The sequence below is a fragment of the Micrococcus sp. genome (genome assembly GCF_030523875.1).
Taxonomy (GTDB): domain Bacteria; phylum Actinomycetota; class Actinomycetes; order Actinomycetales; family Micrococcaceae; genus Micrococcus.
Genome location: NZ_JAUNHR010000068.1, coordinates 1 through 11,573, shown reverse-complemented (window position 1 = coordinate 11,573; position 11,573 = coordinate 1). Strand labels below are relative to the sequence as shown.

Sequence of the window (11,573 nt, the reverse complement as noted above, 5' to 3'; positions counted from 1 at the left end):
GATGAACTGGCCCTGCGCGCCGATGTTGAACAGCCCGGCGCGGAACGCGATCGCCACGCCCAGGGAGACGATGATCAGCGGGGTGGCCACCGTCAGGGTCTCGGTCAGCGGCCGCAGCATGTCTGCGGCCGTGTCCCCCCGGTAGTTGAGGATCGAGCCGCGGAACAGGGCGGCGTAGGCGCCGGAGACGGCCCGCCACGCGGCGCCCAGCGCGTCCGCGGGGCGCGCGAAGAGGTAGCCCGCGGACTCCTGCACGTCCTCGTCCGTGAGGACGATCAGGACGGCGGAGATGATCAGGGACAGGAGGACGGCCAGCAGGGTGACCATCCCGTTGCCGGAGACGATCCGCCGGAACGCGGACTCCCCCCGGGGTGTCGACGTCCCGGCGGGACGCTCGGCCACGGCGGTGCTCATGCGCGCGGTCCTTCCTGGTCGGTGTCCTCGGCGGTCTGCCCCGCCATCAGCAGGCCCAGGCGGTCGCGCGAGGCGTCCCCGGGCACGATGTCCACGATCCGGCCGTGGTACATCACGGCGATCCGGTCGGCGAGGTCCATGACCTCGTCCAGTTCGGTGGAGACGATCAGCACCGGGGTGCCGGCGTCCCGCTCGGCGATGATCCGGTCGTGGAGGAACTCGATCGAGCCCACGTCCACGCCGCGCGTCGGCTGGGAGGCGATGAACAGGCGCAGCCCGTCCACGAGCTCGCGGGCCATCACGACCTTCTGCTGGTTGCCGCCCGAGAGCGTGCCCACGGGCACGTCGACGCCCTGGGTGCGGACGTCGAACTCCGCCACGCGGCGCTCGGCCAGGGCGCGCACCGCGGACGGGCGCATCTGCACCGCAGAGCCCGCCGGGGCGGTGTCGAAGCGGTTCAGCACCATGTTCTCCGCCACGGAGAACGAGCCGACCAGGCCGTCGGTGGAGCGGTCCTCGGGCACGTAGCCCACGCCGGCGCGGATGATCCGGCGGGTGCTGCGGCCCAGCAGCTCCTCGCCGTCGAGCATGACGGAGCCCGTGGCCTTGGCCTGCAGGCCCATGATCGCCTCGGTCAGCTCGGTCTGGCCGTTGCCCTGGACGCCGGCCACGGCCAGCACCTCGCCCTGGCGGATCCCGAAGGACACGTCGTCCACGAGCACCTGGCCCGTGGGGCCCACCACGGTGAGGTGCTCCACGCGGAACGTCTCCTCGCCCAGGCGGGGCTCCGCCTTCTTCCGGTGGAGCACGACGTCGCGGCCGACCATCAGTGCGGCCAGCTCGGCGGCCGGGGCGGAGGGGTCCGCGGTGCCGACCACGCGACCGCGGCGCAGCACGGTGATGTCGTCCGAGATCGCCTTGACCTCGCGCAGCTTGTGGGAGATGAAGACGATCGCGGTGCCGTCCGCGCGCAGCTGGCGGACGATGTCCAGCAGCTCGTCCGTCTCCTGGGGGGTGAGCACGGCGGTGGGCTCGTCGAGGATCAGGATGCGGGCGTCCCGCACGAGGGCCTTGATGATCTCCACGCGCTGCTGTACGCCCACGGGCAGGTCCTCCACCACCGCGTCCGGGTCCACGTGGAAGCCGTACTGGTCGGAGATCGCGCGGATGCGGCGGCGGGTCTCCTCGAGGTCGAGGACCCCGGCGGCACGCGTGTTCTCGTCGCCCAGGGCGACGTTCTCCGCCACCGTTAACACGGGCACGAGCATGAAGTGCTGGTGCACCATGCCGATGCCCGCGCGCATCGCCTCGCCGGGGCCGGAGAAGCGCACGGGGCGCCCGTCCAGGAGGATCTCCCCCTCGGTCGGCTCGTACAGGCCGAAGAGGACGTTCATCAGGGTGGACTTGCCGGCGCCGTTCTCGCCCAGCAGGGTGTGGACGCGGCCGGACTCCACCGTCAGATGGACGTCCTCGTTGGCGGCGAAGGAGCCGAAGCGCTTGGTGATGCCGCGCAGCTCGAGCTTCATGGGGGGCCTTCCTGTGGCGGGGTGCGTCGGACGCGGGCCGGGGCCGGCGCCGTCCCTCCGCGGAGGATCGGTGCCGGCCCCAGTCTGCCGGAGTCCGAAGCGGTGCGGGTCAGGACTTCGGGGAGTACTCGGACTCGACCTTCAGCTCGCCGGAGACGATCTGCTCCTGGAGCTTCTTCAGCTCGTCCTTGGTCTCCTGGGACACCTTGTCCTCGAAGTCGTGGAACGGGGCCAGCTTCACGCCCTCGTTCTCCAGGGTGCCCACGTACGGGGCGGAGTCGAACTCGCCCTTGACGTCCTGGCCGATCACGTCGGTCACGGACTGGCCCATGTTCTTCACCACGGAGGTGAGCATCAGGTCGCCGGCCTCGGTGGACTCGTAGCCGTCCGAGTCGACCCACACGATCTTCACGTCCTTGCCGGCGCCGTTGGCCTCCTTGACGGCGTCGATGGTGCCCAGGCCCACGGGGCCGGCCACCGGCATCACGATGTCCGCGCCCTCGTTGATGAAGTTGGCGGTGTTGGTCTTGCCGTTGGCCTGGTTCTCGAAGTCGCCGGTGAAGGAGCCGGTCTTGGCCTCACGGTCCCAGCCGAGGACCTTGACGTCCCCGCCCTTGGCCTCGTTGTAGTGCTCCACGCCCGCGGCGAAGCCGTCCATGAAGATCGTCACGGTGGGGATCTCCATGCCGCCGTAGGTGGCCACGGTGCCGGTCTCGGTGGTCGCGGCGGCGGCGTAGCCGGCCAGGAAGGCGGCCTGGGCCGTGTCGTAGGTGAGCTTCTTGACGTTGTCGGAGAAGCCGTCCTCGGTGACGTCCACGCCGAGGAAGTGGGTCTCGGGGTTGGCCTGGGCGATCGGCTTGATCGCGTCGCCGAGGAGGAAGCCCACGCCGATCACGGAGTCGCAGTCGGCCTGCACCATGGAGTTCACGTTCGGGGTGAAGTCGCCCGGGTCCTGGGACTCGGCCTCGTTGGTCTCGATGCCGTAGGCCTCCTCGGCGGCCTTCAGGCCCTCGTAGGAGGACTGGTTGAAGGAGCGGTCGTCGAAGCCGCCCTGGTCCGAGACGATGCAGGCCTTGTAGTCCTTGTTGTCCGAGCCGGCGGCGGCGTCGGCGGTCACGGAGGCGCCGCCCGAGGCGGAGGCGCCCGACTCGGCGGGCGGGGCGCCGCAGCCGGCCAGCAGCAGGCCGGAGGCGCCCAGGAGGGCGGCGGGGAGCAGGAGGGAGCGGCGGCGCTCGGACGACGGGGAGACGATGCCCATGGGGATCCTCATTTCGAGAAGGCGCGGTGCGATGGGCCCTCCGGGGGTGGAGGGTCGATGCGGTGTCCCGCCGAGACGGGGGCCGTGGGACGGGTCACACGCATCCTGCGCGAGAGCTTACCCAATGTTCTCCTGCGGCGCCCCGCGGCCCCGCGGCCGGCGTCGGCCCCGGCCACTCCCCGCCGGAGGTCAGCGCGTCGAGCGCGGCGGCGGCGAAGACCCGCATGCCCACGCCGATCGCCCGCTCGTCGGGGGCGTAGTCGCCCCGGTGCAGGTCGTAGGTGGTGCCGCCGGGAGTGCGGGTGCCCAGGCGAAGCATCGAGCCGGGGACCTCCTGCGTCATCCAGGCGAAGTCCTCCCCGCCCATGGACTGGGGGGTGAGCTGGATGGCCCGGGAGCCGAGCTCGCGACGCGCGGCGCTCTCGATCAGCGCGGTCTCCGCCTCCGTGTTGACCACCGGGGGCACGCCCCGGATGTGGTCCATCCGCACCTGCACGCCGTACGGGGCCGCCACCTGGGTGACCACCTCGTCCAGCAGCGCGCCGGCCTCCTCCCACACGCCGGCGTCGAGGCAGCGCATGGTGCCGGCGAGGTAGCCGGTGTTGTCGATCGCGTTGGGCGCCGAGCCCGCCGCGATCTGGCCCCACACCACGGAGACCGCCGAGCGCACGTCGATGCGCCGGGAGAGCACGGCGGGCACGTTCACGGCGATCTGGGACAGGGCGAACACCATGTCCTCCGTCAGGTGGGGGCGGGAGGTGTGGCCGCCGCGGCCCGTGAGGGTGATGCGCAGCGTGTCCGCCGCGGAGGTGATCGCGCCGATGCGCGTGCCGATCGTGCCGACGTCGAAGTGCGGGTCGCAGTGGGCCGCGAGGATCCGCGGGACGCCCTCGAGGACTCCCTGCCGGATGACGGCCAGCGAGCCGCCGGGCAGCCGCTCCTCCGCCGGCTGGAAGATCACCCGCACCCGGCCGTGGGCGCGCTCGGCGGCGGACCGCAGCGCGCGGTCCGGGGCGGCCCCGCGCAGGATCCGCGCGAGCGTGAGGGCGGTGCCGAGCATGACCGCCGCGTGCATGTCGTGCCCGCACGCGTGCGCCACGCCGTCGTTGACGGAGACGTACGGCAGGGAGGTCTCCTCCTCCACCGGCAGCGCGTCGATGTCCGCGCGCAGGGCCAGCACGAGCGGCCCCTCCCCCACGTCCACGTACGCGCCGGTGTCCTGCAGGCGCACGGGCGAGAGACCGTGCTCCGCGAGGGCCTCCACGATCCGGTCCGTGGTCCGGTACTCCTCGTAGGACAGCTCCGGGTGGCGGTGCAGGTCACGGCGCACCCCGATCGTCTCGTGCTCCAGCTGCGCCACGACGGACGCCACGGAGGGCAGGTCGACGCGCGGGGTGGGCTCGGTGACGACGGACTCGGAGGTGCTCATGGCCCAGCACCCTACTCCGGGCCCGCCCCGCCCGTCCGGGCCGGGGCGGGCGGTGACGGAGCGGTCAGAGGACGTCGTCCGCGCCGCGCGCCTTGAGCGACTCCACCGCCTTCTTCACGTCCTGGGCGTGCTCCGTGGTGGTGACCAGCAGGGCGTCCCCGGTGTCCACGACGACGACGTCCTCGATGCCGATCAGGGCGATCACGCGGTCGCTGTCCGTGACCACCACGCCGGACGCGTCGGAGGAGTAGACGCGCGGGGTGTCGCCGATGACGGTGATGCCGGAGGCGTCCTTGGCCGGGTTCAGGCGGGCGATCGCGGCGAAGTCGCCCACGTCGTCCCATGTGAAGGCGCCGGGGATGACGGCGACGTCGCCCGCGGTGGCGGCCGGCTCGGCGACCGCGTAGTCGATGGCGGTCTTCTTCAGGCCCGGCCAGACGCGGGCCGTCACCTCGTCCCGCTCGGGGGTCTCCCACGCCTCGGCGATCTCCATGATCCCGGCGTGCAGCTCCGGCTCGTTCGCCGCCAGGTGCTCGAGCATCAGGGACACGGGGGCCACGAACATGCCGGCGTTCCAGAGGTAGCGGCCGGAGGCCACGTAGCGCTCGGCCACGCGCTGGTCCGGCTTCTCCACGAACGCGGCCACGTCGTGCGCGTCCGGGGCCCCCTCGACGCGCAGCCGCCGGCCCGCCCGGATGTAGCCGAAGCCCGTGGCGGGGTGCGAGGGGGTGATGCCGATGGTGACGATCCGCCCGGTGGCGGCGGTGGCCACGGCCTGGGCGACGGCGTCCTGGAACACCTCCACGGGGCCGATCACCTGGTCCGCCGCGAACGAGCCCATGATGGTCTCGGGATCGCGCAGGGAGAGGATGGCGGCGGCCAGGCCGATGGCGGCGGCGGAGTCCTTCGGCTCGGGCTCGAGCACGAGGTCCTGCTCCTGCAGGTCCGGCAGCTGGCGGCGCACGGCGTCCTCGTGCGCCTCGCCGGTGACCACCATGACGCCGCGGGCCAGGGGGGCCAGGCGGTCCCACGTGGCTCGGATGAGCGTCTGGCCGGAGCCGGTGAGGTCGTGGAGGAACTTCGGCGCCGCGGCCCGGGAGAGCGGCCACAGGCGGGTGCCCACGCCTCCGGCCGGGATCACGGCGTGGAAGCGCTCGAGGGCGGGCGCGGACGCGGCGTCGCGCGAGGGGGCGGAGGCGGTCGGGGCCGCGGCGGAGTCGGTGTTCACGGGCTCAGCGTAGGGAATGCGGCGGACACGGGACCACTCGGCGCGGCTCCGGGGTCCCCTCGTCCGGCGCGGGCGCCCCTGCGTGCGCACCGGGCGCGCGTGACGCGGGCGCGGACACATGCGCCCCCGGGGACCCCACGATCGCGGCGGAGGGTCTACCCTGGACACCAGGAATCCACTCGCATCCGCCCGGTCGGGGCCTTCACGCGACCCCACCCCCGTACGGAGCATTCCCCCTGGAGGTATCAACCGTGTCTAGCGCCACTGCGCAGGCCCCGGCCAAGAACGGCCGCGGGACCCTGTATCGGGGCCACGGAGGCATGTGGTCCTGGGTGGGCCACCGCGTCACCGGCGTCGTCATCTTCTTCTACCTGCTCGTCCACGTGCTGGACACGGCCATGGTGCGCGTGTCGCCCGAGGCCTACGACGCCGTCATGACGTCGTACAAGACGTGGTACTTCGCCCTCGGCGAGACCGCCCTGGTGGCCGCCGTCCTGTTCCACGCGCTGAACGGCCTGCGGATCATCCTGGTCGACTTCTGGAAGGGCGGCACCCGCCACCACAAGACCCTCCTCTGGGTCGTCATGGCCCTGTGGGCGGTCCTGCTCGTCGGCTTCGCCGTCCGCCACCTCACGCTCGCCTTCGGAGGTCACTGATCATGAGCACCGCTGAGACCACCATCGCGGCCCCCCGCACCGGCCGCATCGACCCCAAGTACACCCGGGGCGAGTCCGGCAAGGGCAACTTCGAGATGCTCGCGTGGCTGTTCATGCGCATCTCGGGCGTCATCCTCGTCGTGCTCGTGTTCGTGCACATCTTCTCCAACCTGATGGTCGGGGACGGCATCTCCGGGATCGACTTCGGCTTCGTGGCCGGCAAGTGGGCCCACCCGCTGTGGCAGTTCTGGGACCTGGCCCTCCTCTGGCTGGCGATGCTGCACGGCGCCAACGGCGTCCGCACCATCATCAACGACTACGCCGAGCGGGACGGCGTGCGCTTCTGGCTCTCGATGATCCTGTACGTGGCCACCGCCGCGATCATCGTGCTCGGCACCCTGGTGATCTTCACCTTCGAGCCCTGCATGGTGGACGCCACCGGCGCCCTGCTCGAGAACTCCCCCGCGATCTGCCGCTGACCGGCCCGATCCGTCGTCCCGGACGCCGGCGGGCCCGCCCCCCCGGCCCGCCCGCCCCTGGCACAGAGAGCCAGAAACCAGTATGCAGGTAACCAAATTAGACGTGGTGATCGTCGGCGCCGGCGGCGCCGGCATGCGTGCCGCGATCGAGGCCGGCCAGCGCGCGCGCACCGCCGTGCTCACCAAGATCTACCCCACCCGCTCCCACACCGGCGCGGCCCAGGGCGGCATGTGCGCCGCCCTCGCCAACGTCGAGGACGACAACTGGGAGTGGCACACCTTCGACACCGTCAAGGGCGGTGACTACCTCGTGGACCAGGACGCCGCCGAGGTCATGGCCAAGGAGGCCATCGACGCGGTGCTCGACCTGGAGAAGATGGGCCTGCCCTTCAACCGCACACCCGAGGGCAAGATCGACCAGCGCCGGTTCGGCGGCCACACCCGCGACCACGGCAAGGCGCCCGTGCGCCGCGCGTGCTACGCCGCGGACCGCACCGGCCACATGATCCTCCAGACGCTCTACCAGAACTGCGTCAAGCACGACGTGGAGTTCTACAACGAGTTCTACGTGCTCGACCTGCTGATGGTGGAGGAGGACGCCACCCGCGAGGACGGCACCCCCTACGTCCAGAAGCGCGTGGCCGGCGTCGTGGCCTACGAGCTGGCCACCGGCGAGCTGCACACCTTCCAGGCCAAGTCCGTGGTGTTCGCCACCGGCGGCGCCGGCAAGGTGTACAAGACCACCTCGAACGCCCACACGCTGACCGGCGACGGCATGGCCATCGCCTACCGCTCCGGCCTGCCGCTGGAGGACATGGAGTTCGTGCAGTTCCACCCGACCGGCCTGGCCGGGCTGGGCATCCTCCTCTCCGAGGCGGCCCGCGGCGAGGGCGGCATCCTGCGCAACGCGGACGGCGAGCGCTTCATGGAGCGCTACGCCCCCACCATCAAGGACCTGGCGCCGCGCGACATCGTGGCCCGGTCCATGGCGGAGGAGGTCCGTCAGGGCCGCGGCGCCGGCCCCAACAAGGACTACGTGCTGCTCGACCTGACGCACCTGGAGCCCTCGCACATCGACGAGAAGCTCCCGGACATCACCGAGTTCGCCCGCACCTACCTGGGCGTGGAGCCCTACACCGAGCCCGTGCCGGTGTTCCCGACCTGTCACTACTTCATGGGCGGCATGCCGACGAACATCAAGGCCGAGGTGCTGCAGGACAACGACACCGTGGTGCCGGGCCTGTACGCCGCCGGCGAGGTGGCCTGCGTGTCCGTGCACGGCTCCAACCGTCTGGGCACCAACTCCCTGCTGGACATCAACGTCTTCGGCCGCCGGGCCGGCATCTACGCGGCCGAGTACGCCGCCACCGCCGACTTCGTGGAGCTGCCGGAGAACGGCGAGGACCGCACGCGCCAGCACATCGAGAGCCTGCGCTCCGCCACCGGCACCGAGCGCGTCGCGGACATCCGCGCCGCCCTGCAGGAGTCGATGGACGCCGACATGCAGGTGTTCCGCGACGAGGCCTCGATCCGCCGCGCGCTGGCGACCATCGAGGACCTGCGCCGCCGGTACGAGAACGTGTCCGTGCAGGATAAGGGCCAGCGCTTCAACCTCGACCTGCTCGAGGGCATGGAGCTGGGCTACCTCCTGGACATCGCGGAGGCCATGACCCTGGCCGCCCTCGGTCGCAAGGAGTCCCGCGGCGGTCACTACCGCGAGGACTACCCGGACCGCGACGACGAGAACTTCATGGCCCACACCATGATCTACCGTGACGAGACCGCGGAGATGGAGGGCGTCAAGGGCATCCGCTTCGAGACCAAGCCCGTCGTCATCACCCGTTACCAGCCGATGGAGCGCAAGTACTGATGAGCCACGCAGCAAACGAGACCGTCGCCGCCGGTGCCCCGGCGGCCGAGACCCCCGCGGACGCCCGCCCGGTGGAGCAGTCCTCCCAGGGCGGCGTCGGCGAGATCGAGTCCTTCGACATCGTCCTGAAGGTCCGCCGCTACCTCCCCGAGGCCTCCGAGGAGTCCTACTGGGACGAGTGGCGCCTGACCATGTACGGCACCGACCGCGTGCTGGACGCCCTGCACAAGGTCAAGTGGGACCACGACGGCACCCTGTCCTTCCGCCGCTCGTGCGCCCACGGCATCTGCGGCTCGGACGCGATGCGCATCAACGGCCGCAACCGCCTGGCGTGCAAGACCCTGCTGAAGGACCTCGACCTGTCCAAGCCCATCCTGGTGGAGCCCATCAAGGGCCTGCCGGTGGAGAAGGACCTGATCGTGGACATGGACCCGTTCTTCCAGTCCTACCGCGAGGTCATGCCGTTCCTGGTGGCCAAGGGCCAGGAGCCCACGAAGGAGCGCTTCCAGTCCCAGGAGGACCGGGCGCGCTACGACGACACCACCAAGTGCATCCTCTGCGCCGCGTGCACGTCCTCGTGCCCGGTGTTCTGGACCGACGGCCAGTACTTCGGCCCCGCCGCGATCGTGAACGCGCACCGCTTCATCTTCGACTCGCGTGATCAGGCCGGCGACATGCGCCTGGAGATCCTCAACGACAAGGAGGGCGTGTGGCGCTGCCGCACGACCTTCAACTGCACCGACGCGTGCCCCCGCGGCATCCAGGTGACGAAGGCGATCGCCGAGGTCAAGCAGGCCATCCTGGCCCGCACCTTCTGATCGACCACGACGACGGCGGCCCGTCTCCCCCACGCGGGGAGGCGGGCCGCCGTCGTCGTGGGAGGGGCCCGCGCGGGGTCAGCCGTCGAAGGCGTCCCGGGTGGCTCGGCGGTGGGCCACGAGCAGCCACACCGCGCAGAACACGAGCATGGCGAAGGCGGCGAGCAGGGTGAGGATCCCCGCGGGTCCGGCGGCCACCATGCGACCGCCGTCCACGGACCAGAACGCGCCGGAGAGCATCCCGGCGATCGCCGCCGCCGTGCCGATCCACCGGGCGGGCCGCCAGAGCCGTTGCACGCCCCACACCAACAGGGCCGTCAGCACGAGGATGCCGGCGACGATGCCGGGCACGGCGCCGGCGGGGGTGAGGAAGGCGGCCACGTCCGCGTCCGTGACCTCGACGGCGCCCCACGAGCGCGCCTGGAGGACCGCCCGCGCGTATCCGGGGTCCGACTGGAGGGTGAGCACCCCGGCGGCGGCCAGGGCGGAGACCGCCCCCGTGCCGAGGGTGGTGGCCTGCAGACGCCGGACGGGCCCGCGGACGGCGGGCTCGGCCAGGCCGACGGGCCGCTCGGCGGCGGGGGTCACGGGGTCACGGCGGGAGGGCATGGGACCATCATCGCGCACCGCGGCCGGCCCGGGCCCGGCTGATCCCCTTGCACGCCTCCCCGAACGGGCGGTGGAAGGCGCAGACGAACCAGCCGATCGCGGCGGCGGCCAGCACCGCGGCCAGGACCACCAGGAGGGGCCACTGCGCGGGCGGGAAGGCGAACATCCGGATGGTGGTCAGCAGCGTGGACAGGGTGAGGCCGCCGACCACGAAGGCCCCGATCAGCCGGGCGGCCTCGCTGTACCGGGCCACGCCCACGGCGAGCCCGACGTGCACGGCCACGAGGATCCCCGCGGCGGCCAGCAGGGAGGCCTGCGACCCGCCGGACGGGCCCTGCGGCACGGGTCCCATCCCCGCCCCGGGCGCGATCAGCAGCCGCGCCGCCGCGACCAGCCCGATCACCGCGGTGAGCACGGCGAGCACGGACCGGACGCGGCGCACGCGCGGGGCGACCTCGTCCGTCGTGGTGGGGCGGGCCGTCGGGGCGGCGGAGGGGGCGGGAGTCGAGGGATGAGGGGCCATGCCTCCATGGTGTCCGGGCGGCCCGGGGTCCGGCCAGGGGCCGACGGGCGGTCTCGCCAGCGGCGCAACACCGCCGCCCCGGGACGACGTCGGCCCCGTCCCCGCCGCGCCGGACGGGCGCGGAGGGACGGGGCCGAGGGGTCGGCGCCGACGGATCAGGCGGCCAGGCGGCGGCCCTGCTTCGTGTAGGCGGCGACGTCCTTGTCGAACGCGTGCACGAGCCACAGGATGTTCACCACGATGAACGCGAGGGACAGGAGCAGGCTGATCCACTGACCGGTGGCCGCGAGGGTGATCAGGCCGACCAGCGTGGACAGCGTGCCCAGGATGGCCAGCACGATGCCCAGGATGCGCGCCCAGTTCTTGGCCTTGCGCAGGCCCAGGTACACGACCAGGTACAGGGCCAGGGCGATGACGAGGCTGCCCACGACGGTGCCGATGAAGAAGACGCCGGCCAGATCGGTGAACGCGGCGATGTCCTCCGGGGTGATGCCCGGCTGGGTGCGCAGCTGCTCCTCCAGCTGGGCGCGGAAGCCGTCCGTGCCGCCGAGGAGCCCGGGGATGAGGGACAGCAGGTAGACGGCGGCGGAGGCCAGGGTGAGGGTCAGGAGCTTGCGGAACTTCGCCGGCTCCGTGACGGTGCCGTACTGGCCGTCCGCCCCGTAGGCCTGGGTGCCGAAGCGCGAGCCCACGGGCGGGCCGTACGGGTCGGCGGCCGGCGCGCCCTGGGCGGGCTGGCCGTACTGCGGAGCCTGCCCGTACT

Annotated in this window: 11 protein-coding genes and 1 pseudogene; 4 read left to right on the top strand and 8 right to left on the bottom strand. The window is 72.1% G+C overall.

From position 1 onward, the window contains the following. The 5 genes and pseudogenes from Q4D18_RS09120 to Q4D18_RS09100 form a co-directional block, all read right to left on the bottom strand. A pseudogene (locus Q4D18_RS09120) lies at positions 1 to 414 on the bottom strand (ABC transporter permease); the annotation flags it as partial. Continuing rightward, a complete protein-coding gene (locus Q4D18_RS09115) occupies positions 411 to 1,940 on the bottom strand; it encodes an ABC transporter ATP-binding protein (RefSeq protein ID WP_303127553.1) in 1,530 nt (509 codons plus the stop codon). The gene Q4D18_RS09115 and the pseudogene Q4D18_RS09120, both read right to left, overlap by 4 nt. Positions 1,941 to 2,049: 109 nt before the next feature. After that, positions 2,050 to 3,198: a BMP family protein gene (locus Q4D18_RS09110; protein ID WP_303127550.1), complete on the bottom strand. Its 1,149-nt coding sequence runs from the start codon at positions 3,196 to 3,198 to the stop codon at positions 2,050 to 2,052. Between the two features lie 94 nt (positions 3,199 to 3,292). Then, positions 3,293 to 4,627 (bottom strand): amidohydrolase, encoded by a 1,335-nt coding sequence (locus Q4D18_RS09105; RefSeq protein WP_303127548.1) that lies wholly within the window; start codon positions 4,625 to 4,627, stop codon positions 3,293 to 3,295. Between the two features lie 64 nt (positions 4,628 to 4,691). After that, positions 4,692 to 5,768, bottom strand: a complete 1,077-nt coding sequence (locus Q4D18_RS09100) for a mannose-1-phosphate guanylyltransferase (protein WP_303127559.1) — start codon at positions 5,766 to 5,768, stop codon at positions 4,692 to 4,694. Between the two features lie 338 nt (positions 5,769 to 6,106). Between Q4D18_RS09100 and sdhC the strand changes: the two genes are divergently transcribed. The 4 genes from sdhC to Q4D18_RS09080 all read left to right on the top strand — a co-directional run bounded on the left by sdhC (position 6,107) and on the right by Q4D18_RS09080 (position 9,678). Next, a complete protein-coding gene (gene sdhC, locus Q4D18_RS09095) occupies positions 6,107 to 6,511 on the top strand; it encodes a succinate dehydrogenase, cytochrome b556 subunit (RefSeq protein ID WP_303127546.1) in 405 nt (134 codons plus the stop codon). Beyond that, on the top strand, positions 6,511 to 6,990 hold the full coding sequence (locus tag Q4D18_RS09090; RefSeq protein WP_303127556.1) for a succinate dehydrogenase hydrophobic membrane anchor subunit: 480 nt from the start codon (positions 6,511 to 6,513) through the stop codon (positions 6,988 to 6,990). The genes sdhC and Q4D18_RS09090 overlap by 1 nt, the downstream gene beginning before the upstream one ends. Before the next feature lie 82 nt (positions 6,991 to 7,072). Then, entirely contained in the window at positions 7,073 to 8,860 is a 1,788-nt protein-coding gene (gene sdhA, locus Q4D18_RS09085) for a succinate dehydrogenase flavoprotein subunit (protein ID WP_303127544.1), read from the top strand. Then, positions 8,860 to 9,678 (top strand): succinate dehydrogenase iron-sulfur subunit, encoded by an 819-nt coding sequence (locus Q4D18_RS09080; protein ID WP_303127542.1) that lies wholly within the window; start codon positions 8,860 to 8,862, stop codon positions 9,676 to 9,678. The genes sdhA and Q4D18_RS09080 overlap by 1 nt, the downstream gene beginning before the upstream one ends. 78 nt (positions 9,679 to 9,756) lie before the next feature. Here the strand turns inward: Q4D18_RS09080 and Q4D18_RS09075 are convergent, their stop codons facing one another. The 3 genes from Q4D18_RS09075 to Q4D18_RS09065 all read right to left on the bottom strand — a co-directional run. Then, complete coding sequence (locus Q4D18_RS09075) at positions 9,757 to 10,287, bottom strand: hypothetical protein (RefSeq protein ID WP_303127539.1); 531 nt, start codon at positions 10,285 to 10,287, stop codon at positions 9,757 to 9,759. 7 nt (positions 10,288 to 10,294) lie between these two features. Then, complete coding sequence (locus tag Q4D18_RS09070; protein WP_303127537.1) at positions 10,295 to 10,810, bottom strand: hypothetical protein; 516 nt, start codon at positions 10,808 to 10,810, stop codon at positions 10,295 to 10,297. Positions 10,811 to 10,965: 155 nt separating this feature from the next. Next, a partial coding sequence (locus Q4D18_RS09065; RefSeq protein WP_303127535.1) for a hypothetical protein occupies positions 10,966 to 11,573 on the bottom strand: 608 nt, incomplete at its 5' end.

Coding starts and splice junctions, on each gene's coding strand:
- Q4D18_RS09105 (WP_303127548.1), bottom strand. CDS start 4,627: ATGAGCACCTCCGAGTCCGTCGTCACCGAGCCCACCCCGCGCGTCGAC.
- Q4D18_RS09080 (WP_303127542.1), top strand. CDS start 8,860: ATGAGCCACGCAGCAAACGAGACCGTCGCCGCCGGTGCCCCGGCGGCC.
- Q4D18_RS09115 (WP_303127553.1), bottom strand. CDS start 1,940: ATGAAGCTCGAGCTGCGCGGCATCACCAAGCGCTTCGGCTCCTTCGCC.
- Q4D18_RS09070 (WP_303127537.1), bottom strand. CDS start 10,810: ATGGCCCCTCATCCCTCGACTCCCGCCCCCTCCGCCGCCCCGACGGCC.
- Q4D18_RS09110 (WP_303127550.1), bottom strand. CDS start 3,198: ATGGGCATCGTCTCCCCGTCGTCCGAGCGCCGCCGCTCCCTCCTGCTC.
- sdhA (WP_303127544.1), top strand. CDS start 7,073: ATGCAGGTAACCAAATTAGACGTGGTGATCGTCGGCGCCGGCGGCGCC.
- Q4D18_RS09075 (WP_303127539.1), bottom strand. CDS start 10,287: ATGCCCTCCCGCCGTGACCCCGTGACCCCCGCCGCCGAGCGGCCCGTC.